We start from the raw sequence: 25,603 nt of genomic DNA, 5'->3' as shown, positions 1-25,603 counted from the left end.
CCCCGTTCTGCCTATTCCTGTGCAAATTCATGCAGCCCCTTGTGTCTGCCGGCCAACTGCGCTACGGAATTATGCGTCTTTTAGGTTGGGAAAAGATCTTGAAATACAGCCTCTGCCGTTTGGCCGGGGCTTTGGTTTAGAGGCCGGTTGATTCCGGCTGGAGTGGATGATGAGAGTTTTTTTATGTGTGGCTTTGTGCCTGGCCATGGTGGTTTGTGCCGCCTGTACCCCCAAGAATCAGCCTTCCTTCGACCCCGTGTACGGGCCGCAGACGGCTCCGCCCCTGCTGGAATGGTACGGGGACGGCAACTGCACCGGGGCCTGTGAAGGGGATCCCTTCGACGTCTGTGCCGAGGAACGGAAGAAACTGGAAAAAAAACTGCGCAAGGAATTCAAGAAGAAGTTTGCCGCGCGCAAGGCCGCCGAGCCCAAGGTCAAGTTCGAGAACCTGCTGATCATCGGTCAGAAGGAATACGTCTACTTCGACCAGTTGAAGATGAAGCTTCCCGCGCGGATCGATACCGGGGCAACCACCTCGTCCATCGACGCCACCGACCTCCAGCAGTATGAGCGGGACGGTGAGGACTGGCTTCGGTTCACCATTACCGACCCGGCTTCCGGAAAGGCCGTGGTGCTGGAGCGTCCCCTGAAACGCACGGTGCGCATCAAGCAGCACGAGGGCGACGGCCAGCGGCGCTATGTGGTGGAACTGCAGGTCCAGTTGGGCTCGCAAAAATGCACCACTGAATTTTCCCTCACGGATCGTTCCGACTTCAAAATGCCCGTACTCATCGGCCGCTCCCTGCTGCATGGCAGGGCCGTGGTGGACGTGACCCGGGAATACATAACCTCTCCCCTGAATGACAGTAATGAAAAGCAATAAAAGACAACTCATGATACTGGTGGGCGTACTGCTCTGCCTGGGATTGGGAGTCACCCTCTACAAGGTGCTCTTCCTTGGCTTTGCGCTTTCGCCTTCCGAACGCCAGACGGTCTGGACCGTGGAGGCGGAAATATCCTTCCTGGCCCAGGGAGGCCCCGTTGAGGTCTCCGTGAACCTGCCGGACAATCTCAACGACCTGGTGGTCGTGGACGTGGTGGATGAAAACGCGGACTACGCCTACCGGGTGGAGGAACAGGACGGAGTGCGGCGTGGCGTCTGGTCCAAGGACCATGCACAGGGCCCCCAGAAAATCTATCAGCGGCTCAACGTCTACCGTCTGGAAACGGGCAAGGGCCGGGAAGCCAAGCTGAACGAGGCCCCGCCCAAGGTGGTGCCCCTGAGCGGGTCGGCGAAACAGCTGGCCGATTCGCTGCTCATGGACGTCCGGGCAAAGGGGTCTGAGGATCCCGTGTCCCTGGCCCGCGAGCTTCTGTTCCAGCTCAACCTGCCGGAAAACAACACCAGCGCCTCCAGCCTGCTGGAAATGAAGGATACTTTCGGCGGCTCCCTCGAACTGGCGCGCTCCCTGCTGCGCCGCGCCGGAGTGACCTCCCGCGTGGTCCGGGGGGTGTTTCTGAACGAGACGGGCCACAATTCGCTCAAGAGCTACCTTGAGGTCCTGGCCGGGAATACCTGGTTCATGCTGGATCCCCGGGAGCTGGTGGTGGTGGATTCCAACGCCTTCCTGATCTGGCAGCGCAACAACGAATCCCTGCTGGAAGTGATGGGCGGCACCAACTCCAAGGTTTCGTTCGCCTCGGTGGAGAACTCGGTCATGGCCAACAAGGTGGCCATCGAGTCCGAGCTGGGCAAGACGCCCTTGGTGGATTTTTCCATCTACACCTTGCCGGTGCACGCCCAGACCTCCTTCAAGCTTCTGCTGCTCATTCCCTTTGGTGCCCTGGTGGTGGCGATCATGCGCAACCTAGTGGGCATCAGGACCTCGGGCACCTTTCTGCCCATCCTCATCGCCCTGACCTTCCTGCAGACTTCCCTCTTTATCGGGCTGGCTCTGTTCGTGCTTATCGTGGGCCTGGGGCTGGTGCTGCGCTCGTACTTGAACCAGCTCAACCTGCTGCTGGTGCCGCGCATCTCCGCGGTGCTCGTGTTCGTGATCATCATCTATCTGGCCATCTCGGTCATCAGCCACAAGATGGGCAGCGATATCGGGCTGCTGGTGACCTTCTTCCCCATGATCATCATTTCCTGGACCATTGAACGCATGTCCATTCTCTGGGAGGAGGAGGGCTTCAAGGAGGTCTTCATCCAGGGGGGCGGCTCCCTGCTGACCTCCAGCCTGATCTACCTGCTGCTTTCCAGCCGCCTGGTGGGCCATCTGGCCTATTCCTTCCCCGAGCTGCTGCTGGTGGTCCTGGCGGCCATCCTCATGATCGGCAGTTATACCGGGTTCCGTCTCAGCGAACTGCGCCGTTTCGAGCCCCTGGGCAGGGAGTAGCGGATCGTGCGCTTCATTCTTCCCTCCCAGCTCAGGAGCAAGGGCGTTGTGGGCATGAACATGCGCAATGTCCGCTTCATTGCCGAAAACAACCCCCGGCACCTGTATTCGCTGGTGGACGACAAGCTCAAGACCAAGAAGCTGGCCGAGGAGGCGGGCATTGCCGCGCCCCGGCTGCTCGGCGTGGTCAGCGTCCAGCGGCACGTCCGGCAGCTGATCCCCTTCCTGGAGGGGCAGGAAAGCTTTGTGGTCAAGCCTGCCAAGGGCAGCGGCGGCAAGGGTATCCTGGTGATCTCCGGGCGGGACGGCGACCGGTTCATTAAGTCCAGCGGCGAGCGCATCGGGGAGGTCGGGCTGCACCGCCACGTCTCCAATACCCTGAGCGGCCTGTTCAGCCTCGGGGGCAATCCCGACGTGGCCATGCTGGAAGAGAAAATTGATTTTTCGGACGTGTTTGACGGGTTCACCTTCCAGGGCGTGCCCGACATCCGCGTCATCGTCTACAAGGGCTACCCGGTCATGGCCATGGCCCGGCTTTCCACTGCCGCCTCGGACGGCAAGGCAAACCTGCATCAGGGCGCCGTGGGCGTGGGTGTGGACATCGGCACGGGCAGGGCGCTTCTGGCCACCCAGCACAGCCTGCCCGTGGATCACCACCCGGATACCGGGCGCGAACTGCGCGAGTTGGTCATTCCCGACTGGCAGGATTTTCTGCACCTTGCCTCCCGGTGCCACGAAATGACCGGCCTGGGGTACCTGGGCGTGGACCTGGTGCTGGACGCCAGCCGGGGCCCGCTGCTGCTGGAGCTCAACGCCCGGCCGGGCCTGGCCATTCAGATGGCCAACGGCCAGGGCCTGAGGCCCCGCCTGGAGCTGATTGAAACTTTGGAACCCGGACGTGATTCCGTGGAGGAACGGGTGGCCTTTTCCGTGGCCAACTTCCGCCGTGGCTAGCCCGCGCGATTGCGCATTGCCTTTCCGCTGTATTTTCGGCACTCTTTGGCCCAGTCATTGAATCGAACCCGGAGTCGCCATGTCCGTCATTATCCGCAAGAGTCTTCTGGAGCTTGTCTTTACCGGCGCGTTCATGAAACGCTGGAACGACAAGCTGCGGCCCATGGAACTGGTGGAGGTGGACAAGCAGGCCCACAAGATGCTCGTGGCCTGGATCCTGTTCGTGCTCAATTCGCGGGACATGGATGTGGCCCGCAAGCGCGCCCTGGGTGAATCCGTGGTGGAGGGAGGTCTGTTCGACTACCTCTACAGGCTGATCATCACCGACATCAAGCCTCCGGTCTTCTACCGCATCAAGGAGAACCGCGAGGACTACCAGCGCCTGACCCGATGGGTCATCGGCCAGCTCACGCCGCGCATCATGCCCCTGGGGCCCGACTTCACCAAGCGGCTTACCTCCTATCTCATGGAGCCCGAGGAAAAGGGCCTGGCCCGGCGCATCCTGCAGGCGGCCCATCTTTACGCCAGCTATTCGGAATTCAAGCTGCTCAAGACCATCAACAGCATGGATCACGAGCTCCAGGAGATCGAGCAGAGTTTTGTGGATCGCCTGGGTGCCCTGACCGACATCAAGGGGGTCGCCGAGCTGCTGGACGAGGGTACGGTGCTGGGCCAGTTCGCGCGCATGTGCGGACGGCTCCGGTTTCAGAAGCGCTGGTCCCAGACACCGCGCGTGCCCGAGACCTCGGTGCTGGGCCACATGTACATCGTGGCCGCCTATTCCTGGTTTTTCAGCATGGAGGTGGGGGCCTGCCGCGCCCGCATGCAGAACAACTTTTTTTCCGGGCTCATCCATGACCTGCCCGAGCTCCTGACCCGCGACATCATTTCGCCGGTGAAGAGCGCCTCCCAGGAGATCGGGGACCTGATCCGGGAGTACGAGGAGCGCGAACTGGAACGGGTGGTGCTGGCCCCCCTGCGTCAGGGCGGCTACGAGGACATCGCCGAGCGCATGGCCTATTTCCTGGGCCTGGAAGTGGGGTCCGAGTTCAAGGCCACCATCATGCGCGACGGCGTGGTGGAGGAGGTGCTTTCAGAGGATCTTGCCGGGGAGTGCAACCTGGATTCCCTGGATCCCAAGGACGGTGAACTGCTCAAGGTCTGCGACAGCATCGCCGCCTATATCGAGGCCCACACCGCCCTGCGCAACGGCATTTCCTCGGACCAGCTCCATCAGGCTCTGTTCCGTATCCGTCAGCGATACAACGACACCCCCGAGGTCGCGGGCATCCAGGTCAGCTCTTTGCTGGCTGATTTCGATTAGCCTCTCGCAACCTGCCGAATTCCCTCCTTTTTGATTGGGGTCAGCTTTTTAATTGCCCTATACTATCCTGCATACGCCTTGTTGTTTCGCGGCGCATCGTGTATACGTATCCTGTTTTTTTAACACGCACGAAAGGGGGGAGGAATGCACATTTCCGAAGGGGTTCTGAGCGCACCGGTGCTGGTGAGCGGCGCTGTCCTGGCTGCGGGCGGTATAGGCATGGGGCTCAAGCATGTGGACTATGACCGCATCATGAGCGTGGCCATCCTGTCCGCGGCGTTTTTCGTGGCCTCCCTGGTGCATGTGCCCGTGGGGGTGAGCAGCGCGCACCTGATTCTCAACGGGCTCCTGGGCGTGGTGTTGGGATGGGCCGCGTTCCCGTCCATCTTCGTGGCCCTGCTGCTTCAGGCGGTGCTTTTCCAGTATGGAGGCCTGACGGTCCTGGGGCTGAACACCTTCAACATGGCCGCACCGGCCGTGCTCTGCTTTTACCTGTTCCGTCCCATGCTGCGCCGCGGCAACGGCAGCCGCTTTGCCGGGGCCTTCTGCGTGGGCTTTCTGGCCGTGCTGATGAGCACGGTGCTGACTTCGGGGGCGCTGGCGCTTTCGGGCGATGAATTCCTGCCTGCGGCCAAGGCCCTGTTCCTGGTTCACCTGCCGGTCATGGCCATCGAGGGAGTGGTCACCGGCTTCGTCTATTCCTTCCTGTCCCGGGTCAAACCCGAAATCCTCAAGGGCGTCGCCGCCTGATTCCTTGGAGTATGTTCATGATCAAACGACTTTTTCCTTTGTTGTTTTTGTTGGTCTTCTGTCTTTCCGCGCCGGCCCATGCACACAAGGTGAACATCTTCGCCTACGTCGAGGGCGATACCGTGCATGCGGAGTGCGGGTTCAGCAAGACCAAACGGGTTCAGGGCGGCAGCGTACACGTGTTGGACGCCGAGACCGGCGCAGTGCTTTTGAGTGGGGTTACGGACGACAACGGCAGTTTTTCTTTTTCCATCCCCCAGGAGGCGCGGGACAAGAAGATGAACCTGCGCCTTGTCCTCGACGCCAGCCAGGGCCATCGATCCGAGTGGGTGATTGAATATTCGGAGTACGGGGGAGGCGATGAACCGGTTGTTGAAGAATCCGCTGCGCCGGTGGAGGTGTCGAGCCTGCCTGTGGAAAATGCAGAAAAACTCGAGAATGTTGTCCGAAGGGCTGTGAAAAAAGTGGTTGTGGAAGAAGTGGCTCCCCTGAAGAAAATGATCGCGGAAATGCACAATGAGGACCCTGGACTCAAGGAAGTCGCGGCGGGTTTCGGCTATCTCATCGGTATTGCCGGGATCATTGCCTACCTGCGCTCGCGGAAAAAATAGTTCCGTGTCTACGGCGTATTAGCAATGTTTTATCTCTGTTGTCTCTCGCTTGATTTAGGACGGCGTTTTTTATACCATCAAAGTCTGTATTGATGTGTAAAAAAACGTATGAACAGGTGGACAGGTGACTTGCACATCTGTTAATTGTTCCTGCCTGAGGGCAGTGAGGTAAAACCAATGAAATTGACGACGAGAAGTAGGTACGGCACCCGCATGGCTCTGGACATCGCCCAGAACGGTGCGGAAAAGCCGGTGAGGATCAGTGATATCGCCCATCGACAGGGCGTATCCGTGAAGTATTTGGAAAAGCTCATTCGCGAGCTCAAACAGGCTGGTTTCATCCGCAGCAAGCGTGGGCCCAAGGGCGGCCACATGCTGGCCAAGCAGCCCGAGGATATCCTGGTGGGGGAAATCGTCCGGGTGCTGGAAGGGGATTTCTCCCTGGTGGAATGTAAGAGCAAGCGGTCGGCATGTCCCCGTTTCGAGGACTGTGTCACCCGGAATCTCTGGGTGCGGGCCTCGGACGCCATGTATGACACCCTGAACGAGATTTCCCTTGCCGATTTGCTCAGCGGCATTGAAAAATGTGAGAGCCCCGAGAATATCAATCCCCCTCTGAAGTAACTTTTTGATCGATAAAAAGTGATTGCGGCCCGCACTGTGTGCGGGCCTTTTTTTTGACCCGACGGGTTGTCGAAATCCCTCGGCTGGGGTAAATCCCGCATGTCGCGGGAGTGCATTTCGTCTCTCGCAAGTCCATGAGGAAATCATGTCTGATAATACGACCATCAACAAAACCTATGTCTTTGCCGTGGCCGGGCTGGCCTCCATTGCCGGGCTGCTGCTGGGCTTCGACATAGGCCTGACTTCCAGCGCCTTGGGGCACATGGCGGCTGTCTATGGTTTGGGCGCCTCGGATCATGGCCTGACCGGGCTGCTCGTGAGCGGCATTTTCTGGGGAGGGCTTGCCGGGGCCGTGCTGGCCAGCTTCATGGCCACCCGGTTCGGGCGCAGGGAGTCCATCATCCTCTGCGCCATGCTTTTCGGGCTGGGCTCGCTGTGCGTGGCCCTGTCCTCGACCTATGCCTTCGGATTCGGCGGCAAGATGCTCGTGGGCGTGGCCGTCGGCATCTCGGCGGTCATCGTACCCATGTATGTCTCGGAGATATCGCCTCCCGAGATCCGGGGCACGGCCCTGTTCTTTTTTCAGGCCGCCATCAGCTTCGGCTTCCTGCTTTCCTTCGGGACCTTCTGGCTGCTCGGCGGCGGGGAGCTCTGGCGCTGGGTCTGCGGCGCGGAGTTTGCCCTGGCCGCCGTTCTCGGGCTGGGCATGCTCAAGGCACCCAACAGCCCGCGCATGCTGGTGCTGGGCGGCAACGATCAGGAGGCGCGCAACGTGCTGCGCCTGACCCTGGGCCGGCAGGACGTGGAGCGGGAAATCCGGAGCATCCACGAGACGCTGGGGCACGGCTCGGGCGGATGGGCAAGCCTGCTGAGTCGGCGCTACCTGCCTCTGGCCCTGGCCGGAGCCGGGCTTTTTTTCATGCAACAGGCCGCGGGCGTGGCCGCTGTGACCTGCTATGCCACCCAGGTGTTCGAGGCGGCCGGGTTCGAGGCGGGCGGCGGGGCGCTCTTTGCCGCCACCCTGCTCGGGGTCATGAACGTGGCCTCGGTCATTCCGGGGTCCGTGCTCGTGGAAAGGCTGGGCCGCCGCAAGCTGCTGCTCTGGGGCAGCGCCCTGTCCGTGCTCTGCCTGTGCGCGCTGGGGGGCAGCTACATGGGCGCGTTTCCCCCGGGCGTTGACCTGCGCTGGGTGCGGCTCGCGAGCATCCTGTCCTATGTGCTTTTCTTTACCTGCAGCCTGGGCGGCGTGCCCTGGGTCATGCTGGGCGAGCTGTTTCCCCTCAAGGTGCGCGGCCCGGGCATGGCCCTGGGGAGCTGCATGAACTGGGGCATGAACCTGCTGGTTTCCGGGACCTACCTGGCCCTGCGTCATGCGGTGGGCCTGGGGCCCATCTATCTGCTCTATGCCTGCATGACCGTGGGCTGCATGGCGGCGGCCTTCATCTTTCTGCCCGAAACCAAGGACAGGCCCCTGGAGGATATCGAGGCCAACCTGTTTGCGGGCAAGCCCCTGCGCCGCCTGGGCGACCCGGTGGAGCGCCGCTGATCGTAGCAAAATACAAAAGCAAGCCCGGCCGCATGTGTGCAGCCGGGCTTTTTCATGTTTTGTGGACCGGAGCCGGTTCACCCCGAATCCTGGGTGTGTTCGGGCGGCAGCCCGCAGGCGGTGCACGTCTTTTTGCTGAAGGCCATGACAAGGCCGAGGGCGAACAGAACCGGGCTGACGAGGATCAGCGGCCAGACGACCAGCGAGAAGAGCGCCAACACGCCTCCCGTGATGAACATCAGGTAGGCGATGTCCTGCAGGTTCAGGCGATTCGAAATATCGCACAATTTGCAGAGAGCCCTGATCATGGCTGCCACCTCCGCTGAAATTACCTTCTCTATATATAGTATGGCCTGAAGGCCGAGAGTCAATGCGCGTCGGGCCGCCAAGGGCACGGAAGTGTGGCAATTGCGTGAAAAGAAGCCGTGGCGTTGTTCTCATTGATTTCCATGGTTTAGAAGGACGGCAATGGAGAGGCGGACAATTCGGCCTGATAATTTTGTCTTCATTGGTATTGAGAAAACTTTTTTCCTGCTGTAGGCACCCTTCTTAGCTTCCTAAGGAATTAGCGGAGGAAAACCATATGCGCATGAATTTCAAGATAGGTCAGAAGCTCAATCTCATCGTGATTGTCTTGCTGGTGGTGTCCTGTGTGGTCATCACCCTCATCAACAACCTCATGGCTCGCCAGAGCCTGGAAAAGCAGCTTTTCGAGGTGCAGATGCCCGCCACGGTGGGCAACATCATCGGGGTGGTGGACAAGAAGCTGCTGGAGCCCACGGCCGGGCTCGCCATCGTGGCCAATGATCCCTTTTTTCTGGATTGGATCAAGCAGGGCGAGCCGGAAGAGGAGTATGCCCAGGCCTACGGACTCCTGGCCACCGTGGCCAACCATTACAAGACCTACGGCTGCTCCTTTGTTTCCTGGGGCACCAAGATCTACCACGAATATTCCGGGGGAGAGCAGAAGCGGCGCACGGTGGGCGGGGACAAGGATTCCTGGTTTCCGGCCTTCAAGCAGAGCGGCCAGACCCTGGGCATTAACGTCTACGTCAATCACAAGGATTTCGGGTCCATCGCCTTCATCAACCGGCGAATCGAGGACCACGGCGAGTTTCTCGGCCTGACCTCCATCGCCATCGGCCTGGACGAATTCGTCAACACCATTACGGGCATGACCATCGGGCAGCACGGTTCCACCTTCATGGTGGACAGCAAGGGCGTGATCCGCCTGCATGCGGACAAGGCCCTGATCAACAGCGAAAACCTGAACACCCAGCCCGGCTACACGGGACATCTGGTCAACATCTTCAACAAGGGCGAATCCCGTTTTTCCTATGACACGGGCGACGACACGGTTTCGGTCATGACCAAGTACATTCCCGAACTGGACTGGTACCTGGTCACCGAGGCCAGCCATGCCGAACTGTTCAGCGACATGAACTCCGCGCTCATGACCACCGTGCTCAGCAGTCTGCTGCTGTTGGCCCTGGGCGTTGGCGTGGGCTTCGTGTTCGTGCGTGGCATCACCCGGGCCCTGAGCCAGAGCGTGCTTTTCGCCAAGGCCGTGGCCGAGGGCGATCTCGACCGTCAGTTGGCCGTGCGCCGCACCGACGAGATCGGTGATCTTTCCGACGCCCTGCGGATCATGGTGACTACCCTCAAGGAGAAGATCCGTGAGGTGAGCCACAAGACCGAGGAGGCCGAGGAAAAGGCCCTTGCCGCGGAAAAGGCCACGGCCGAGGCGCAGGAAGCCAAGGCTCTGGCCGAGCGCGCCAAGAGCCAGGGCATGCTGGATGCCGCCCGTCGTCTGGAGGATTTCGTGGAGGAGGTGCGCCGTACCTCCGAGGCCATTTCCCGCCAGTCCGACGAGATCCACCGGGGCACCGACATCCAGAGCGAGCGCGTTCATTCCACGGCCACGGCCATGGAGGAGATGAACGCCACTGTGCTGGAAGTGGCCCGCAACTCCTCCCAGGCCGCAGAGGTGGGCAAGGACGCCCAGCAAAAGGCCAGCGAGGGCATGCATGTGGTGCAGCAGGCCGTGGAAGCCATGGAGGCGACCCGGTCCCGCACCGAGCAGCTGCGTGAGAGCATGAACCGCCTGGGAACCGAGGTGGAATCCATCGGCAGCGTCATGAACGTCATCAACGACATAGCCGACCAGACCAACCTGCTGGCGCTCAATGCGGCCATCGAGGCGGCGCGCGCCGGTGAAGCCGGGCGCGGGTTCGCCGTGGTGGCGGACGAGGTCCGCAAGCTGGCGGAAAAGACCATGCAGGCAACCACCGAGGTGGGAACGGTGGTCACCACCATCCAGAACGCCTCCAAGGAAAATATGGCCGCCATGGGCGTGGCCATGAAGGATCTGGCCCGGGTTGCCGAGCTGACCCAGGAATCCGGCAGCGCGCTCAAGGCCATTGAGACCCAGGTGGAGGCCTCGGCCTCACAGATCCAGAGCATTGCCACCGCCGCCGAGGAACAGTCGGCCACCTCGGAAGAGATCAACCGCTCGGTGGAGGAGATCAACAGCATTACCGAAGACACGGCGCGGGGCGCGGCGGACACCGCTTCGGCGGTGGCCGAACTGGCCAACCAGATCAACGGGCTGTCCCATCTGATTCAGGAGATGAAGGACGAGGCCCGGGGATCGGAATAGGACGATCCTGAGCCGAGAAAAGAACAAGGCCGACGGGAAATTCCCGCCGGCCTTTTTTTGTTTGTATTCCGGGTTACTGCTTGAGATTGGCGATGAGGTTTTCCAGCTCGCTGACCAGGGACTTGAGGTCGCTCACCTCCTGGGCGGCGACGACCATGCCGCGCGAAGTCTCGCCCGTGATGGAGTTGACCTCGTCCACGCTTCGGTTGATTTCCTCGGAGGTGGCGGACTGCTGTTCTGCGGCCGTGGCGATGGAGGCGATGCGAACCGAGGTCCCTTCCACCAGTTCCAGGATCTGGTCCAGGGCCGTCCCGGACTGGCTGGCCAGTTCCGTGGCCTTCTTGACCACGGAGTTGGCCTCCTCGGTGGTGTTACGGCTCATGTCCGCGCTGGAGCGGATGCCTCTGATGGATTCCTCCACCTGCTTGGTGGCGTCCATGGTTTTTTCGGCCAGTTTGCGGACCTCGTCCGCCACCACGGCGAACCCGCGCCCGGCTTCACCGGCGCGCGCCGCCTCGATGGCCGCATTGAGCGCCAGCAGGTTGGTCTGGTCGGCAATATCGGTGATCACGCCGAGAATTTGCCCGGTGTTCTGGGCCAGGGTGTTCAGGGTGGCCATGTTTTCCATGAGCTCGTCGGTCTTGGCGTCCACCATGTCGATGGTCTCCACGGCCTGACGCACGATCTCCGCGCCCTCCTGGGCCTTGGCGCGGGCCTCGTCTGCCTGGGCCGAGGTTTCGCCAGCGTTGCGGGCCACCTCGAGCACCGTGGCGTTCATTTCTTCCATGGCCGTGGCGGTTTCCGCGGAACGCTGGGACTGGCGGGCGGCGCCTTCGCTGGTTTCATCCACCTGCTTCCCGATCTGCTTGGCGGATTCGTTGATGCGCGAAACGATTCCCTCCAGAGTCCTGGCCGCGTGCATCATGCCTTCCTGCTTGGCGGATTCGGCCTTGAGGCGGGCCTCCTCGGCCTGCTCGGCGGATTCCTTGGCCAGCCGGGTCTGCTCCTCGGCCTCGGCCTGGCGTTCCTTGACCTCTTCCATTTTTTCCGTGAGCGCGCAGACCATGCTTTCCATGGCCTCCTTGAGCACCAGGAGTTCGTCGGTATAGCGGCCCGGGTCGATGGTGCAGGCCAGGTCGCCGTCGCCCACGCGGGAGGCGAAGGACTGGATGCGGCCCAGCGGGCCCATGACAAAGCCGCGGATGAACACGGCCAGCACCAGCACGATGGCCAGGTCGATGGCCACGGTCTTGAGGGCGATGCGGTAGACCTCGCTCATCAGGGCCTCGTGCATGAATTTTTCGGTCAGCAGCACCGTGACGTGGCCGATGGCCTTGCCTTCGCGCGTCACGTCCATGGTCGTGCCGATGAAGCTGCCTTCCACGGGCTTGTCCGTGGGGGCGGGCTTCCACTCCTCGTCGCGGGTCATGCCCGAGAAGATGGTTTCCCCGTCCTTTTCCGTGGCCAGGATGGTGTGGACCACGTCCTCCTTCATTTCACTGATGAGGGCGTTCGCCGCCATGTCCGTATCGAAATCCCAGAAGGCGGTGACCAGGTTCTGGCTCAACCGTTCCGCGGCATTGGCAGCGGTCTTGTTCAGCTCTGCGGTCAGTTCCTTTCTCATGGTGTAGTATTCGTACACGCCGAAACCGGAGAGGATCGTGGTGACCGCTATGACGATGACCAGCAGGATCTTGAATTCGAGGCCGCCGCGCTTGCGCCTGGGCTTCGGGGTCGGCGTTTGCTTTTCTTCGACCACGGGTATTTCCATTGCATCGACTTCGGGCATGGTGCTGTTTCTCGCTTGTTAATGTGGCATGGACACTGATCCCCTCTCCGCCTGGCATTATGCGGGTAAGGATACTTCATTGGTATCGTGTTCCGTGCCCGTGTACAACAGCCGTACGGAATTTTATAATGATTCTAATGTGTGCAATGAAAAACGGCCCCAAGCATGTGCTTGAGGCCGTTCTATTTTTCGTGGTCGGAGCGGAGAGATTTGAACTCCCGGCATCCTGCTCCCAAAGCAGGCGCGCTACCAAACTGCGCCACGCTCCGACGTCAGGAGGGATGTCCTACTTGAAATGCCCCCCCTTGGCAAGTTCCTTCAGCCCAGGTCCACCCCGTCGATGACCCGCCCGCACCGGGTACATTTGCCGTCCCTGATCAGGCTCGCGCCCACGGAAAAGCCCAGTCGGTCCATGAGCACGGTTCCGCAGCCGGGGCAGAGGGTCTTGGCGTAGTCGTTGCCCGGCACGTTGCCGATGTAGACGTAATGCAGGCCCGCTTCACGGCCGATGGCATGGGCCATTTCCAGGCTGTCCACGCTGGTGGGGGGGCGGTCCTGCATCTTGTAGTCCGGGTGGAAGCGCGAGAGATGCCACGGCACTTCGGGGCCGAGCTCTTCGGCCAGGAACCGGGCCATGGACTCCAGCTCGGAGCGCGAGTCGTTGAGCCCGGGGATGAGCAGGGTGGTGACCTCCAGCCACCAGCCCAGGGACCGGATGTGCCTGAGGTTGTCCAGCACCGGCGCCAGACGCGCGTCGCACTGCTTCTTGTAGAAATCCTCGGTAAAGCCCTTGAGGTCGATGTTGGCCGCGTGCATGACCGGGGCCAGTTCCTCCAGACATTCCGAACTCATGAATCCGTTGGATACCATGATGTTCTTCAGCCCATGCTCCACGGCCAGCCGGGCGGTATCCTGCATGATCTCGAAAAAGATGGTCGGCTCGGAGTAGGTATAGGAAATGCTGGCCGCCCCGTGTTCCAGGGCGCCCGCCACCAGCTCCTCGGCGGTCATGTCGGTGCCCGCCGGGGGCCTGCCGGTGCGCGGCGGCTGGGAAAGGGAGGCGTTCTGGCAGAACCTGCATCCCAGGTTGCAGCCCATGGTGGCAAAGGAAAAGGTCCGGGAGCCTGGCTGGAAATGATAGAGCGGCTTCTTTTCCACCGGGTCCAGATTCAGGGCCGCGATCTTGCCGTAGTTGAGCGCGTGGAGTGTGCCGTCCACATTCTTGCGCACCCCGCACCGGCCCAGTTCGCCGGGCCTGATGGCGCAGAAATGGTTGCACAACCGGCACTGCACCTTGCCGTCCTTGAGGCCTTTCCAGAGCCGTGCTTCGACCATGTCTTCCTCCCTGGCGGTCTAGTCGGTTGTGGTCGTGGTGCTGGTGGTTTGGGTGTCCGTGGCGTTGTTGTAGGTGGTCGTGGTGGTCGTGCTCACCCCGTCCTTGTTGTAGGGGTAGTCCACGTTCGGATTCACGGTGATGATGACCTTGTCGTACCAGTCCACGGGTTCCTTCTTGGGTCCGGGGTCGGCCTCCATGGTCGAGTCGCCCGTGGCCGGGTCCGTGCCGAACACGCTGTCACCGGTGGGGGATTGGCCGTCGGACGTGCCCCAGGTGCTGTCCTGGCGGTTGGTGGCCGTATCCTTGTTTTTGAATTTGCCCTGGGCCTGGGCGGTGCCGAGCGTCAAAAGGGCAACGGCCAGGATGGCGAAGAAAATGCTTGCAGTACGGTTCATTGCGCTCCTCCGGATATTCGCGCGTTCATTCAATCATATATGCCTCTGCGACTCATTAGGCAATGCAATTAATGCGCCGGGATAAGTGGGGACGGCGGGTGTGTTGGCTGCGAGAGGCCCACATTATCATGCCTTTGGTTTGCTGGAAGGGGGCAAAAGCTGTTATGTCAGGAAGGGAAGGGAGTTTTCGAGCAAGGCAGGAGTGCATGATGGTACGTTCGCTGATCTTCATATTGGTTACGCTGTGTTGCGCCCTTCCGGTTCACGCCGGCGATCCGGTGCGGATTTTCACCGAAGAGTTCCCGCCGTTCAATTACATGGAGGGCGGAAAGGTCGGCGGCATTTCCACCGCCGTTGTGGAGGCCGCCTTCCAGCTGGCCGGGGTGGAATACACCATTTCCCTCTGCAAGTGGCGGCGTGCAATGGCGGAAATCAAGTCGTCGCCCAACACCTTCGTCTACACCATGGCCCGCACCCCGAGCCGCGAAGACGAATATGCCTGGGTCGGCAAACTCTTTGACCGGGAGCTCATCCTCTACAGGCACAGGGACCGGGACGACCTGGCCCAGCTGCCCTTTGAGGAGTTGCGGCACAAGACCCGGCCGTGCGTAATCAGGGATGACGCGGCCCATGAGTGGCTGCTGTCGCTCAATTTCCCCGAGGAGAACATCTATCAGCTGTCGGGGTTTGCCGTGCACCAGTGCCCCAAGATGGTTCAGGAAAAACATGCGGATTTCGCCGCCATCAATCCCTATAGCCTCAAGTACATGATCAGGGCCGGACAGCTGGAGGACGTGTTTGTGGCCTACAGCTGCATCTTGAAGGAGGATGGCTACTATCTGGCGACCGGCCTGCAGTCCGATCCCGTTTTGGTGGAAAAGCTGCGCCGCGCCTTTGCCCGCCTTGCCGCCGAAGGGCTGAATGAACGACTCGCCGAAGATTACCTGTGTCGCTGAGGATTTTTTTCCCCTGCCGGAAGGCTTTGCAAGCCGCCTTTTCGCTTGGCGAAACGCCTGTCGGCAGACGGCAGAAGCCCAATTAGTGAGCCGCCTAAGCAATTCCTTGAACTTGGGACGACAACCGCCTATAACCCCACCAACCAAAGCCCAATCCCCAGAACATTGCCCATGGAGCAGGAAAATGACCGACAGTGCAAAACGTTCCGAAGCCTACACCGCCGCAGGCGTCGATATTGAGGAAGCCAACCGTTTCATCGGCCGCATCAAGAACATGGTGGCCAGCACCTTCACCCCCGGCGTGGCCACGGGAATCGGCGGCTTCGGCGGTCTGTTCCGGCCGGATGTCGCGGGAATGGAGGCCCCCATGCTGGTGGCCGGCGCGGACGGCGTGGGCACCAAGCTCAAGCTGGCCTTTGTCTTCGACAAGCACGACACCATCGGCATCGACCTGGTGGCCATGAGCGTCAACGACGTGCTGGTGCAGGGCGCGGCCCCTCTCTTTTTCCTGGACTATTTCGCCACGGGCAAGCTGGAATCCGGCGTGGCCGAGCAGGTGCTCCAGGGCGTGGTGGAAGGCTGCAAGCAGTCCAAGTGCGCGCTGCTGGGCGGCGAAACCGCCGAAATGCCCGGCTTCTATGCCGACGGTGAATACGACCTTTCCGGCTTCTGCGTGGGCATGGTGGACAGCCCCAAGGTGGTCACGGGCGAGCGCATCAGCGAAGGCGACGTGCTCATCGGCCTGGCCGCCACCGGACCGCATTCCAACGGCTATTCCCTGATCCGCAAGATTTTCGACGCTTCCGGCCTTGGAAAGGACGACATTTTCCCGGGCACGGACCGTACCGCGGCCGAAGTGCTCATCCAGCCCACGCGCATCTACGTGCAGCCGGTGCTGGAGCTGCTGAAGCGGTTCGACATCAAGGGCATGGTCCATGTGACGGGCGGCGGGTTCTACGACAACGTGCCCCGCGTCCTGCCCGAGAACGTGGCCGCCGAGTTCGATTTCGGCTCCTGGCCCATGCTGCCGGTCTTCGAGTGGCTGCGCGAGCAGGGCGAGCTGTCCTGGCCTGAAATGCTCCAGATCTTCAACTGCGGCGTCGGCTATATCCTGGCCGTGGACAAGAAGGACGCGGGCGAGGTACTCTCCTGCCTGAAGGAACTCGGCCAGGAGGCCTGGAACATCGGCCGTATCGTGGAGCACAAGCCCGGAACCGAACAGGTTGTGGTCAATTTCTCCTGAGGACAGTGAATGACGCTGAAGCGCTATGAGAAAATCCTTGAGGACGTCTGGCACTCCCTGACCACCTCCAGCCCGGAGGTGGCCCTGAAGCTGCTCTCCACGGCAGCGCTTTTCGCTCTGCTGTGGCTGCTCCGCAAGCTGGTGCTTCAGTTCATCCACCGCCGTAGCGACGCCCGTCTGCTGGACAGCGCCCACAGCGTCACGGCCATGCTGTTCTATCTGATCCTGGCCTTTGCCGTGGTGCGGATCTGGTTCGACGGCTTTGCCAACTTCGTCACCTACCTGGGCCTGGTGGCCGCAGCCCTGACCATTGTCTGCAAGGAACTGATCCTCAACTTCGTGGCCATGTGGGTCATTGCCTGGCGCGACCTGTTTTCCCACGGCGACCGTATCCAGGTGGGCGACTACGTGGGCGACGTGGCCCGTAAGGGGCCGCTTTTCTTCACCCTGGTGGAAGTGGGCAACTGGGTGGATGCGGACCAGAGCACGGGCCGGACCGTACGCGTTCCCAACAGCTTGGTGCTGACCACGCCCGTGGCCAACTATTCCAAGGGCGTGGGCTACATCTGGAATGAGATCTCCGTGGTGGTGAACAAGGATTCCGACTGGGAACGGGCCCAGGAGCTGCTCGCCGTGGCCGTGAAGGATTTCTACGGCGAGTACGGCGCGCCGCCCAGCGCGGAAATGCACGATGACTCGGAATTCGTGTTCTACAGGAAAACCACGCCCAAGGTGTATGTCCGCGTGGCCGACGGCGGGGTGAAGCTCAACCTGCGCTACCTGTGCAGGCCCAAGCGCCGCCGGGACAGCGAGAACCACATCTGGACCCGCATCCTGCGGGACTTCAAGGACAACGGCCTCGAAATCGTCTACTAGCCGCACCACTCCCGGGCCAGTGCTTCGGCTTCCCGCACATGGGAGTCCCTTTCCTGGGCGGAGGCGGATTCGTAGATGGCCGAGGCCCGAATGGTCTTTCTGACCGTCATCCCATAAAACTCCATGAAGTGTTCGTACTTTTGCGGTACGTCCTGATGCTCCTTTGCCTCGGCTCCCTGGGTGAGGACGAGCAGTCCCTTCTTGCCCGCGGGCAGGCGGCAGGGATCGGGGCGGTTGAAGAAGTCGGGCCGCAAAAAGGAATAGGTGCGGTCAACAAAGGATTTGAACTGGCCGCTGACGTCCCAGTAGTAGACCGGCGACGCCATGACCACCACGTCCGCCTCGTGGATGGCCTGGAGCACTTCCGTGAGGTCGTCCTTGAGGATGCAGGTTTCCTGTTTCGTCTTGCAGGCGTAGCATCCCTGGCAGCCCCTGAAATCCAGGCTGTTGAGATGATAGGTACGAGTCTGCGCCCCCAGTTCCTGCGCGGTTTCGGTAAAAGCCCTGGCGATGGAGCTGGAGTTGCCCTTCTTCCTCGGACTTCCCAGAATGGTTACGACGTTCATTGTAGACTCCTTGATGTTTAGGCTTTGAAATCTTTCGAACTTTAAGGTTAAAAAATATATTACAGCGCCAAAAGGGACTGCAGGGCCTTGGCCGCCTTTTCATCCACCCAGAAGAGCACGTTCTTGCCCTCGCGTTTCATGTGGATGAGTCCGGCGTTGCGGAGCTCCTTGAAGTGGTGGGAGACAGTGGACGGCGCCAGACCAAGGTGCTCGGCGAAGTTGCGCTGGCAGTTCTGGATGTCCTCGGGCGGCTCGTTGATGACCTTTCCGGCCAGGCAGGAGGATAGCTCCTTGAAAATGCGCAGGCGGTGCGGGTTGGAGAGCGCCTTGAACATGCGGGCCGCTTCTTCCAGCTCCTGAGGATCCACTGGTTGCTCAAACTTCGACATGTTTCGAACTCTAATTGGTTTCTGTTGCAATGTCAAATGTCCGTAGCCAATTCGGTTTTTTCATGTATTGCCTATACTTTTGCAAAGGTATGGGAGTCGTCGCGAGCACGCGCCTCGCTGGGCGGATAGCCGAAGTGGCGCTTGAACTCCCTGCTGAATTGGGAGGAGCTTTCATAGCCCACCATGTGCGCGGTGACGCTTGCCTGAAGGCCCTGGCCGGCCATGAACCGGCGCGCCTTTTCCAGGCGGATGCGTTTGAGGTACTGCACGGGCGTGTGCTGGGTCACGGCCTTGAAGTGGTCGTGGAAGGAGCGCACGCTCATGTTGGCGGATTCGGCCAGTTGGGGCACGTCCAGGGTTTCGGCGTAGTTCTCGTGGATGGTTCTGAGCGAGGTGGCGATGCGGGCGTAGGCGGTCTCTCCGCGTGCGGCCGAGGCCAGGATATGCCCGTGCCCTCCCAGTAGCACACGGTAGTAGATTTCGCGCAGGATCTGTTTGCCCAGCACCTTTGTCTCGCCTTCGGTTCCCAGGCTTTTGAGCAGCCGGATGAGCGGTTCGATGATGTCGTCGGTGAGGGACTCCAGGTACACGCCGGGCTGGGGAGCCATGGAGGCGCTGGCCTCGGAGAACGCATCTCCCAGTTGTCCGATGATCTCCTGGACGGTGGCGAAATCGATGAGGATGGTGATGGCGAAGAAGGGCTTCTTGGGCGAGGCAAAGGTTTCGCACTCGATGGGCACCACGGTGGGAACCACCAGGAAATGGCTGGGGTCGTAGGTGAAGGACCGTTCCGAGAGGTGGATGATTTTCTTGCCCTGCACGGCGATGCACAGGCACTGGTCATAGATGAGGGGTTTCCGGGGAGAGGGGGAGTCGGCCCGGAACAGGATCACGTCGTCGAGAAAAGTGCTGGCGCAGCCGGGGGTAGGGGCCAGTCCCTCCAGGGTCTTCACAAGGGTATCAAGCATGGTCTTTACCTGTTTTTGTTTATCCGTAGGTTTACCTAAGCATATTTCCCTGCCCTGAAAAGCCCTGGCCGCATATTCGCAGGATTAGGCAAGCCTTCCGCGCAATCATGTATTCATGGCGGCCCGGCCTTCCGCCATAGTGGGCCCACGAAAATCAGAACCAACCGCAAGGAGTTGCATATGTTCAATTTCAATTTTCACAACCCCACCCGAATCGTATTCGGCAAGGACCAGCTCCGGGAACTCGATACCCTGGTCCCGGCCGACGCCCGCGTGCTGATCACCTTTGGCGGCGGCAGCGCCAGGCGAACCGGTCTGCTGGACAGGGTCAAGGCCGAACTGGACCGGTCGGGCAGAACCGTGCTGGAGTTCGGCGGCATCGAGCCCAACCCCCAGTTTGCCACGCTCATGAAGGCCGTGGAGATCGTCCGCGCCGAAAAGGTGGACTTCCTCCTGGCCGTGGGCGGCGGCTCGGTCATGGACGGCACCAAGTTCATTTCATTGGCGTCGGCCAACGACGAATTCAAGGGCAGGGAGGAAGCGGTCCTGTCCTACGGATTCGCCGGGGTACCCGCGCAGGCTGCCGTTCCGCTGGGCACCGTGGTCACGCTTCCGGCCACGGGGTCGGAAATGAATATGGGCGCGGTCATCAGCAAAGGCGAGGACAAGCTGGTGGTCATGAGTCCGCTGGTGTTCCCCACGTTCTCCATCCTGGACCCGGAACTGACCTGTACCCTGCCTGAAAACCAGGTGGCCAACGGCATCGTGGACACCTTCGTGCATGTGGTGGAGCAGTACGTGACCTTCCCGGTGGAGGGGCGGTTGCAGGACCGGTTCGCCGAAGGCATCTTGCAAACGCTCATCGAGGTGGGCCGCCGGACCAAGGACGATCCGCAGGATTACGACGCCCGCGCCAACCTGGTCTGGAGCGCCACCATGGCCCTGAACGGGCTGATCGGTTCCGGCGTCCCCCAGGACTGGGCCGTGCACATGATCGGCCATGAGCTGACCGCGCTGCACGGGGTGGACCACGGCCGCTCCCTGGCGGCGGTGCTGCCGGGCATGTGGCGCGTGCGCAGGGGCCAGAAGCGTGAAAAGCTCCTGCAATACGCCGAGCGCGTCTGGGGAATCCGCGAGGGCTCTGACGACGAGCGCATCGATGCGGCCATTGCCAGGACCGAGGACTTCTTCCACAGCCTGGGCGTGAGCACCCGCCTTTCCGACCTGGGCATCACCGAGGAGCACTTCGACGCGGTGATCGCCTCCCTGGAAAAGCACGGCATGACCGCGCTTTCGGAACATGGCGACCTGAACCTGGAGGTTTCCCTCCAGGTGCTTGAAGCCTCTCGCTAGGGTCGGCTCCTTATTATCGAACAACAAGGTCATGCCTTCGGGCGTGGCCTTTTTGTTTGGTCGGAAACGGGCCGTGGGCGTGGTGCGGGAAAGGAAAATGGCATCTCTCTCCTCCGTGAGGGAGATGCGTGCAGTCTGGCAAAGTGCGGCCACATGGGCCTAGAATTCCGGGCAGGCAGTCCTGCCAGCCGGAGGTGGAGGTTCAGTTACAGCATCTGCTGCTGATAGGCTTCCATGGCCTGGCGCTGCATCATGGCGGAGAGGCTGCCGTTGCCCATTCCCTGAAGCAGGGGGCCCAGGCTGGTGTCGCCGTTGCGGAAGGCCTGCAGCAGTTCGTCCATGCTGACCACGCCGTCCTCGTTCAGGTCATACTTGTCGTAGTCCTCATCGCTCTCGCTGCTTTCGGAGGCGGCACCGGACGCTGCGGACGCCAGCTGTTCGGAACCTTGGGCCACGACGGGTGCGCCCTCGGCCATGTTTTCCTCCATGTCGGCGCTCAGTTCCTCGGTGGTGATGAAGCCGTCGCCGTCCGCGTCAATGGCATTGAACCGTTCCTCGTCAAGGGGCGTTTCGCTCAGACTCAACACGCCGTCGCCGTCCGTGTCGTCATGCTCGACGATGGAGGCGGCCATTTCCGCGGGGTCCACGCCCTGCATCTTCATGTTCACCTGGCCGAACATTTCGTTCATGGCCTGCTGCCGTTTCTGCGCGTCGGCGCTCAGTTCCTCCGCCGAGATGAAGCCGTCGCCGTCGGTATCGATGGCGGTGAAGCGTTCCTCGTCAAGAGGCGTTTCCTCAAGACTCAGCAGGCCGTCGCCGTCCGCATCGTCCTTCTGGATGATCGATGCGGCGATGTCGTCTGAGCTTGGACCTTCCCCTTTGCCGGAACGTGACTTCTGCTGCAGCTGAAAGAACGTGCTGGCCGTGCTTGAGCTGCCCAGTGCAGAGATGCTCATCATGCTCTCCTTTGGGTTGAAGGTTTGAAAGGGCGGCAATATTTGCCGGACATAAGTCGCCGTAGGTAGCCAGCAAGGATTGCGCCTAAAACGATATTTTTGGGCGGGAAATAAATGGCGAGGAAGGACAGTGCGAAAAAGATGGAGGGATGCCGGCAGGATGTGGTTGATCGGATAGAACAGGAAAAACGCCGCGTTCCCGGGAACGCGGCGTTCATTTGTTGCCGAGGGGGACGCTGATGGCGTCCGGCCCTTATTTGGTTTTCTTGAAGACGATGAGCGGACAGTTCTTGCAGATGTCCGCGCCGGGGAATCCGTCGCCGGGGCGGGTGATGGAGCTGCTGGCGGCGTTGATGCGGTCCATGAGTCTGTCCATGACGGCGCCGAACTTCTTGCCCGGGATGATCACGTTGATCTCGCCGCGCTCGGTCTTGCCCGCATTGTAGCTGCCGGAGCAGGCCGGGAGCATGTTGAATTCCTGGTCCATCCAGGAATGGACGTTGCCGCCGCAGGCCGAGGAGTTCATGGTGATGTTCGGACGCAGGGGGTGGGTGTCCGTGGCGGCCATGTAGTCGACGGCCAGGTGGTAGGCCTGCATGTTGTCGCAGTAGAAATGGACGGTGTCCGGCTCGAACAGGCCGTCGATGGCGCCCAGGGGGGCCGTGACCACGCCCAGCAGCCCTTCCTTGAGGCGGGGCTTGGTGCGCACGAAGCGGTCGGCCTGGTCCTGGTCGCGAGTGTACTTGCGGTGGCCCTTGATTTCGCTTTCGTCCAGGTCCTTCCAGCCGAAACAGAATTTCGCGTTGCCGCAGCCGAGGCCGTTCACGTCGGAAAAGACGATCTGTCCCTGCATGCGCGCGGCGATTTCCCACTGGCAGAAGGTCATGGGCTTCACCGGGGTGTGGATCTCGGGAGCTGCGGCCTGGAAGGCGTCCAGCTCGGCCTGGTCATAGAAAAACTTGACTGCGACGGGGTAGTGATACAGACGCAGCTCCTTCATGAGCACGTCCTGCATTTCCTTGTAAGTCATGATTTGTCCTCCTGGGTATATTTCCTCTGTGGCCGGGAATCATCGTTTGCATGCCGACAGTGGGCAGTCACTAATAGCTGTGTCGGAAAGGGGGTAGTGAAGACCTTGATTGTGAAAAATATAACTTTCACAAGTGGAGTCGGGTTCCAAAACATGAATTGGCGGTTCGTGATTGTGATATTTTTCTCAATCTATGTTGCTTCATTATGGCTACGGTTTGGCCGCCGTACACGCCAAAAGGCGCAGGAAAAGGGGCTGGGGAAGAAAAGGGGAGGCCATGGCCTCCCCTGTGACTTATCCGAGATACGGGTTGAAGTAGCCGTACTCAAGCCAGGGCAGGGCCTTCTTGAGCCGCTTCTTGAAGTTCATGAAGCCCATGCAGGGGCCGAAGTCGAACGGCTTCATGAGCTTGAGGTACAGTTCCGGGTCCAGGTTCAGGTTGCGGAGTTGCACGAAATCGTAGTGGCACTCCTCGCCCAGCTTGATGAGCCCTTCCAGCTCTTCCTCGGTGTCGGTGACGCCCGGGAAGTAGAGCAGGTTGAGCGAGACGTGCAGGCCCACCTCGTGCGCCTTGCAGATGGTTTCGCGCACGTCCTCCCAGACGTAGCCTTTGGGCCGGTAGTAGGCCTCGTAGGGCTCCTTGCGCGCGCTGTTCAGGCTGACGCGGATGGAGTTGGCTCCGGCGATCTTGAGCGCGGGCATGGCCGGGGGCCGGGACCCGTTGGTGTTGATGTTGATGGTGCCGGTGCCGCCCTCGTGGCGATAGGCCTTGATGGCCTCCACCAGCAGCTCCACCTCGGTGAGGGGCTCGCCTTCGCAGCCCTGGCCGAAGGAGAAGATGGGACGGCGTTCGCGCGATTCGTGGCGGCGCATGATGTCCACGATCTCCCGGGCCGAGGGCGTGAAGCTGATGCGGCACTGGGGAGAGGGGAACCCGGAATCCTCGGGCTGCTCAGAAATGCAGCCCACGCAACGGGCGTTGCAGGTCCGGGCCGTGGGCAGCGGACACTCGAACCGGCCCAAGGCCAGGTTCTTGGCTGCGGGACAGCCATGGGTCAGGGCGCAGCCAGCCAGGTGGTTGACCAGGCGGTTGCCCGGCATTTCCTGCATAAGCTGGTGCGCGCCCGCTTCGATGCGGTCCGGGGAAATATTCTTGAACACCTGGCGCTTGTCCGAGTCCACCTTCTTGGCGCAGACCCAGAACTTGCCCTCGGCGTAGCCTATGGCGGCGTAGGAGAGCAGGGGCAGGGGCCGGGCGTCGGGGTCGGATTCATAGGCCGAGACGCCGGTGACCGTATGGCCCGGACAGGCGAATGCGGCCACGGCCAGTTCTTCCATGACCTCCACCTGGCCGGCTTTTTCGTTGTAGCCGACGGCGTGGCGGCCCGGGAGCATGAAGAATTCGCTCTCCTCGGGGAGCGGCATGATTTCATCGGGACGGGGAAGGCCGAACTCCGAGCCCCTGCGCACCATGAGCAGCAGGTCGGGGTGATCGTATATCTGGCCTTGTTCGTCGGAAAAGAGCAGTCGTGGTTGCGGTTTCTTTTTCGTAGCCATGGCCGGACTATAGGGATAATGCCCACCGGTGGCAAGAAGTGCTGATAAAATATAATATTCCCGTCACGGTAGATGAAAATCCCCGCCCGAAACCCCGGTTGCGGACTGTATGGCGCGGACAACGACAAAAGGTCGGCGCCCGAAGGCACCGACCTTGTAGAGTCGTATGGCAGCTTTCGCTCGGCTTAACGCTTGGAGAACTGGAAGCTGGCGCGTGCACCACGCAGGCCGTACTTCTTACGTTCTTTCTTACGAGCGTCGCGGGTCAGGAATCCGGCTTTCTTCAGCACGGAGCGCAGTTCCGGATCGTACTCGCACAGGGCGCGGGCAATGCCGTGACGGACGGCCTGGGCCTGTCCTGCCACACCGCCGCCGGAGCAGGTGACCTTGACGTCGAGCTTGTCGATGGTCTTGGTCATCTTCAGCGGCTGCTGGATGATCATCTGCAGGGTCTTGCGCGGAAAGTACTCATCATACGGGCGACCGTTGATGGTGATCTGACCGGAGCCAGCGTACAGACGGGTACGGGCGATGCCGTTCTTCCTTTTACCGGTACCGTAGTTGAAATCGCTCATCGTTTCTTCCCCTTAAAATTCCAAGGTTTTGGGCTGCTGGGAAGCGTGAGGATGCTCGGAACCAGCGTACACTTTCAGCTTTTTGATCTGCTTGCGTGCCAGGCGGTTCTTGGGAAGCATGCCCTTGACTGCGGTGGTGATCACCAGCTCGGGCTTCTTCTCCAGCATCTCGCCCAGAGACTTGGACTTGATGCCACCGGGGAAACCGGTGTGCTTGTAATACATCTTCTGGTTCAGCTTGTCGCCGGTCACCTTGATCTTGTCGGCGTTGATGACAACCACGAAGTCGCCCATATCTATGTGATGGGAGTACTCCGGCTTGTTCTTGCCGCGCAGGGTGTTGGCGATCTCGGTGGCCAGGCGGCCGAGAACCTTGTCAGTTGCGTCCACGACGTACCAGTCCTGACGGACGTCTTCGGGAGTCGGGCTATATGTCTTCATAATAAAATGCTCCTTGCACAAACTTGGAACGGGACATTTACGGGCAATGTCCACACATGTCAAGCGATGTCGCAGCTGTCACGAGCTGCCTCGGCGTAGCCAGGAACGGGTTGGGACGGGGATGTCCGGCTGCGCAAAGGGCCGTAGGGCGCCGCTTCATCGAAAGAAATATACTTCCAGACTTTTGGTCCGGGCGGGTTTGATAACGCGGTTGGAAAGAAAAATAAAGTTTTTTTTGCCGTATTTTTCACTTTTCTAACAGGGCCCGTTCCCGGTCCGGGTTGCCGGGCCATGTTTTTCCCGTTG

At 60.8% G+C, this 25,603-nt stretch carries 25 protein-coding genes and 1 tRNA gene; 13 read left to right on the top strand and 13 right to left on the bottom strand.

Features of this window, described 5'->3' with window-relative positions; translation table 11 throughout:
• Positions 1–169 precede the first annotated feature (169 nt).
• The 8 genes from FGL65_RS15705 to FGL65_RS15670 all read left to right on the top strand — a co-directional run bounded on the left by FGL65_RS15705 (position 170) and on the right by FGL65_RS15670 (position 8,208).
• A complete protein-coding gene (locus tag FGL65_RS15705) occupies positions 170–883 on the top strand; it encodes an ATP-dependent zinc protease family protein (RefSeq protein WP_187170416.1) in 714 nt (237 codons plus the stop codon).
• Positions 870–2,399, top strand: coding sequence for a UUP1 family membrane protein (locus tag FGL65_RS15700; protein ID WP_187170415.1), 1,530 nt, complete (start codon positions 870–872; stop codon positions 2,397–2,399). Before FGL65_RS15705 ends, FGL65_RS15700 begins: the two co-directional genes overlap by 14 nt.
• 6 nt (positions 2,400–2,405) lie before the next feature.
• Positions 2,406–3,353 (top strand): alpha-L-glutamate ligase-like protein, encoded by a 948-nt coding sequence (locus tag FGL65_RS15695; protein ID WP_147822204.1) that lies wholly within the window; start codon positions 2,406–2,408, stop codon positions 3,351–3,353.
• 79 nt (positions 3,354–3,432) lie between these two features.
• Positions 3,433–4,677 carry an HD domain-containing protein gene (locus FGL65_RS15690; protein ID WP_147822203.1) on the top strand — a complete coding sequence of 415 codons (1,245 nt, stop codon included), beginning with the start codon at positions 3,433–3,435 and terminating at the stop codon, positions 4,675–4,677.
• Between the two features lie 144 nt (positions 4,678–4,821).
• Entirely contained in the window at positions 4,822–5,427 is a 606-nt protein-coding gene (gene cbiM, locus FGL65_RS15685) for a cobalt transporter CbiM (protein WP_147822202.1), read from the top strand.
• A gap of 17 nt (positions 5,428–5,444) precedes the next feature.
• Complete coding sequence (locus tag FGL65_RS15680; protein WP_250645515.1) at positions 5,445–6,038, top strand: hypothetical protein; 594 nt, start codon at positions 5,445–5,447, stop codon at positions 6,036–6,038.
• A 177-nt stretch (positions 6,039–6,215) separates the two neighbouring features.
• Positions 6,216–6,662 (top strand): RrF2 family transcriptional regulator, encoded by a 447-nt coding sequence (locus FGL65_RS15675; RefSeq protein ID WP_147822200.1) that lies wholly within the window; start codon positions 6,216–6,218, stop codon positions 6,660–6,662.
• Positions 6,663–6,807: 145 nt separating this feature from the next.
• Positions 6,808–8,208, top strand: coding sequence for a sugar porter family MFS transporter (locus FGL65_RS15670; protein ID WP_147822199.1), 1,401 nt, complete (start codon positions 6,808–6,810; stop codon positions 8,206–8,208).
• 77 nt (positions 8,209–8,285) lie between these two features.
• Here FGL65_RS15670 and FGL65_RS15665 read toward each other — a convergent pair whose 3' ends face one another.
• Positions 8,286–8,516 carry a hypothetical protein gene (locus tag FGL65_RS15665; protein WP_147822198.1) on the bottom strand — a complete coding sequence of 77 codons (231 nt, stop codon included), beginning with the start codon at positions 8,514–8,516 and terminating at the stop codon, positions 8,286–8,288.
• A 275-nt stretch (positions 8,517–8,791) separates the two neighbouring features.
• On the opposite strand from FGL65_RS15665, the gene FGL65_RS15660 reads away from it, so the two are divergent.
• Entirely contained in the window at positions 8,792–10,867 is a 2,076-nt protein-coding gene (locus FGL65_RS15660; RefSeq protein WP_147822197.1) for a methyl-accepting chemotaxis protein, read from the top strand.
• 73 nt (positions 10,868–10,940) lie between these two features.
• Here the strand turns inward: FGL65_RS15660 and FGL65_RS15655 are convergent, their stop codons facing one another.
• From FGL65_RS15655 to FGL65_RS15640, 4 genes are all read right to left on the bottom strand, one after another.
• Positions 10,941–12,656 carry a methyl-accepting chemotaxis protein gene (locus FGL65_RS15655; RefSeq protein WP_147822196.1) on the bottom strand — a complete coding sequence of 572 codons (1,716 nt, stop codon included), beginning with the start codon at positions 12,654–12,656 and terminating at the stop codon, positions 10,941–10,943.
• Positions 12,657–12,848: 192 nt separating this feature from the next.
• Positions 12,849–12,925 (bottom strand) — tRNA-Pro (locus tag FGL65_RS15650).
• Between the two features lie 49 nt (positions 12,926–12,974).
• Positions 12,975–13,991 (bottom strand): AmmeMemoRadiSam system radical SAM enzyme, encoded by a 1,017-nt coding sequence (gene amrS / locus FGL65_RS15645; protein ID WP_147822195.1) that lies wholly within the window; start codon positions 13,989–13,991, stop codon positions 12,975–12,977.
• A gap of 18 nt (positions 13,992–14,009) precedes the next feature.
• Positions 14,010–14,387: a hypothetical protein gene (locus FGL65_RS15640; protein WP_147822194.1), complete on the bottom strand. Its 378-nt coding sequence runs from the start codon at positions 14,385–14,387 to the stop codon at positions 14,010–14,012.
• 209 nt (positions 14,388–14,596) lie between these two features.
• On the opposite strand from FGL65_RS15640, the gene FGL65_RS15635 reads away from it, so the two are divergent.
• The 3 genes from FGL65_RS15635 to FGL65_RS15625 all read left to right on the top strand — a co-directional run bounded on the left by FGL65_RS15635 (position 14,597) and on the right by FGL65_RS15625 (position 17,462).
• Complete coding sequence (locus tag FGL65_RS15635) at positions 14,597–15,343, top strand: substrate-binding periplasmic protein (RefSeq protein WP_187170414.1); 747 nt, start codon at positions 14,597–14,599, stop codon at positions 15,341–15,343.
• A 184-nt stretch (positions 15,344–15,527) separates the two neighbouring features.
• Positions 15,528–16,586 carry a phosphoribosylformylglycinamidine cyclo-ligase gene (gene purM / locus FGL65_RS15630; protein WP_147822192.1) on the top strand — a complete coding sequence of 353 codons (1,059 nt, stop codon included), beginning with the start codon at positions 15,528–15,530 and terminating at the stop codon, positions 16,584–16,586.
• Positions 16,587–16,595: 9 nt separating this feature from the next.
• On the top strand, positions 16,596–17,462 hold the full coding sequence (locus FGL65_RS15625; RefSeq protein ID WP_147822191.1) for a mechanosensitive ion channel family protein: 867 nt from the start codon (positions 16,596–16,598) through the stop codon (positions 17,460–17,462).
• Here FGL65_RS15625 and FGL65_RS15620 read toward each other — a convergent pair.
• The 3 genes from FGL65_RS15620 to FGL65_RS15610 form a co-directional block, all read right to left on the bottom strand.
• Complete coding sequence (locus tag FGL65_RS15620) at positions 17,459–18,028, bottom strand: flavodoxin family protein (RefSeq protein ID WP_147822190.1); 570 nt, start codon at positions 18,026–18,028, stop codon at positions 17,459–17,461. The genes FGL65_RS15625 and FGL65_RS15620 overlap by 4 nt on opposite strands.
• A gap of 59 nt (positions 18,029–18,087) precedes the next feature.
• Positions 18,088–18,417, bottom strand: a complete 330-nt coding sequence (locus FGL65_RS15615) for an ArsR/SmtB family transcription factor (protein WP_147822189.1) — start codon at positions 18,415–18,417, stop codon at positions 18,088–18,090.
• A gap of 71 nt (positions 18,418–18,488) precedes the next feature.
• Positions 18,489–19,385 (bottom strand): AraC family transcriptional regulator, encoded by an 897-nt coding sequence (locus tag FGL65_RS15610; RefSeq protein ID WP_147822188.1) that lies wholly within the window; start codon positions 19,383–19,385, stop codon positions 18,489–18,491.
• Positions 19,386–19,565: 180 nt separating this feature from the next.
• Between FGL65_RS15610 and FGL65_RS15605 the strand changes: the two genes are divergently transcribed.
• Positions 19,566–20,738, top strand: a complete 1,173-nt coding sequence (locus FGL65_RS15605) for an iron-containing alcohol dehydrogenase (RefSeq protein WP_147822187.1) — start codon at positions 19,566–19,568, stop codon at positions 20,736–20,738.
• Between the two features lie 206 nt (positions 20,739–20,944).
• Here FGL65_RS15605 and FGL65_RS15600 read toward each other — a convergent pair whose 3' ends face one another.
• The 5 genes from FGL65_RS15600 to rplM all read right to left on the bottom strand — a co-directional run bounded on the left by FGL65_RS15600 (position 20,945) and on the right by rplM (position 25,297).
• Positions 20,945–21,694 carry an EF-hand domain-containing protein gene (locus FGL65_RS15600; RefSeq protein WP_187170413.1) on the bottom strand — a complete coding sequence of 250 codons (750 nt, stop codon included), beginning with the start codon at positions 21,692–21,694 and terminating at the stop codon, positions 20,945–20,947.
• A gap of 253 nt (positions 21,695–21,947) precedes the next feature.
• Positions 21,948–22,724: a DUF169 domain-containing protein gene (locus FGL65_RS15595; RefSeq protein ID WP_147822185.1), complete on the bottom strand. Its 777-nt coding sequence runs from the start codon at positions 22,722–22,724 to the stop codon at positions 21,948–21,950.
• 294 nt (positions 22,725–23,018) lie between these two features.
• Positions 23,019–24,281, bottom strand: coding sequence for a radical SAM family protein (locus tag FGL65_RS15590; protein ID WP_147822184.1), 1,263 nt, complete (start codon positions 24,279–24,281; stop codon positions 23,019–23,021).
• Between the two features lie 185 nt (positions 24,282–24,466).
• A complete protein-coding gene (gene rpsI, locus FGL65_RS15585; protein ID WP_147822183.1) occupies positions 24,467–24,856 on the bottom strand; it encodes a 30S ribosomal protein S9 in 390 nt (129 codons plus the stop codon).
• 12 nt (positions 24,857–24,868) lie between these two features.
• A complete protein-coding gene (rplM, locus tag FGL65_RS15580; RefSeq protein ID WP_147822182.1) occupies positions 24,869–25,297 on the bottom strand; it encodes a 50S ribosomal protein L13 in 429 nt (142 codons plus the stop codon).
• Between the last annotated feature and the right edge of the window lie 306 nt (positions 25,298–25,603).

Source organism: Salidesulfovibrio onnuriiensis, from assembly GCF_008001235.1.
GTDB classification, from domain to species: Bacteria; Desulfobacterota; Desulfovibrionia; order Desulfovibrionales; family Desulfovibrionaceae; genus Pseudodesulfovibrio; species Pseudodesulfovibrio onnuriiensis.
The sequence above is the reverse complement of the archived record's forward strand: the minus strand, read 5'-3'. Positions and strand labels throughout refer to the sequence as shown.

Bases quoted from the DNA above. Each gene is read 5' to 3' on its own strand.
- FGL65_RS15705 (WP_187170416.1), top strand. From the start codon at position 170: ATGAGAGTTTTTTTATGTGTGGCTTTGTGCCTGGCCATGGTGGTTTGT.
- FGL65_RS15700 (WP_187170415.1), top strand. From the start codon at position 870: ATGAAAAGCAATAAAAGACAACTCATGATACTGGTGGGCGTACTGCTC.
- FGL65_RS15690 (WP_147822203.1), top strand. From the start codon at position 3,433: ATGTCCGTCATTATCCGCAAGAGTCTTCTGGAGCTTGTCTTTACCGGC.
- cbiM (WP_147822202.1), top strand. From the start codon at position 4,822: ATGCACATTTCCGAAGGGGTTCTGAGCGCACCGGTGCTGGTGAGCGGC.
- FGL65_RS15680 (WP_250645515.1), top strand. From the start codon at position 5,445: ATGATCAAACGACTTTTTCCTTTGTTGTTTTTGTTGGTCTTCTGTCTT.
- FGL65_RS15675 (WP_147822200.1), top strand. From the start codon at position 6,216: ATGAAATTGACGACGAGAAGTAGGTACGGCACCCGCATGGCTCTGGAC.
- FGL65_RS15670 (WP_147822199.1), top strand. From the start codon at position 6,808: ATGTCTGATAATACGACCATCAACAAAACCTATGTCTTTGCCGTGGCC.
- FGL65_RS15665 (WP_147822198.1), bottom strand. From the start codon at position 8,516: ATGATCAGGGCTCTCTGCAAATTGTGCGATATTTCGAATCGCCTGAAC.
- FGL65_RS15660 (WP_147822197.1), top strand. From the start codon at position 8,792: ATGCGCATGAATTTCAAGATAGGTCAGAAGCTCAATCTCATCGTGATT.
- FGL65_RS15655 (WP_147822196.1), bottom strand. From the start codon at position 12,656: ATGCCCGAAGTCGATGCAATGGAAATACCCGTGGTCGAAGAAAAGCAA.
- amrS (WP_147822195.1), bottom strand. From the start codon at position 13,991: ATGGTCGAAGCACGGCTCTGGAAAGGCCTCAAGGACGGCAAGGTGCAG.
- FGL65_RS15640 (WP_147822194.1), bottom strand. From the start codon at position 14,387: ATGAACCGTACTGCAAGCATTTTCTTCGCCATCCTGGCCGTTGCCCTT.
- FGL65_RS15635 (WP_187170414.1), top strand. From the start codon at position 14,597: ATGGTACGTTCGCTGATCTTCATATTGGTTACGCTGTGTTGCGCCCTT.
- purM (WP_147822192.1), top strand. From the start codon at position 15,528: ATGACCGACAGTGCAAAACGTTCCGAAGCCTACACCGCCGCAGGCGTC.
- FGL65_RS15625 (WP_147822191.1), top strand. From the start codon at position 16,596: ATGACGCTGAAGCGCTATGAGAAAATCCTTGAGGACGTCTGGCACTCC.
- FGL65_RS15620 (WP_147822190.1), bottom strand. From the start codon at position 18,028: ATGAACGTCGTAACCATTCTGGGAAGTCCGAGGAAGAAGGGCAACTCC.
- FGL65_RS15615 (WP_147822189.1), bottom strand. From the start codon at position 18,417: ATGTCGAAGTTTGAGCAACCAGTGGATCCTCAGGAGCTGGAAGAAGCG.
- FGL65_RS15610 (WP_147822188.1), bottom strand. From the start codon at position 19,385: ATGCTTGATACCCTTGTGAAGACCCTGGAGGGACTGGCCCCTACCCCC.
- FGL65_RS15605 (WP_147822187.1), top strand. From the start codon at position 19,566: ATGTTCAATTTCAATTTTCACAACCCCACCCGAATCGTATTCGGCAAG.
- FGL65_RS15600 (WP_187170413.1), bottom strand. From the start codon at position 21,694: ATGAGCATCTCTGCACTGGGCAGCTCAAGCACGGCCAGCACGTTCTTT.
- FGL65_RS15595 (WP_147822185.1), bottom strand. From the start codon at position 22,724: ATGACTTACAAGGAAATGCAGGACGTGCTCATGAAGGAGCTGCGTCTG.
- FGL65_RS15590 (WP_147822184.1), bottom strand. From the start codon at position 24,281: ATGGCTACGAAAAAGAAACCGCAACCACGACTGCTCTTTTCCGACGAA.
- rpsI (WP_147822183.1), bottom strand. From the start codon at position 24,856: ATGAGCGATTTCAACTACGGTACCGGTAAAAGGAAGAACGGCATCGCC.
- rplM (WP_147822182.1), bottom strand. From the start codon at position 25,297: ATGAAGACATATAGCCCGACTCCCGAAGACGTCCGTCAGGACTGGTAC.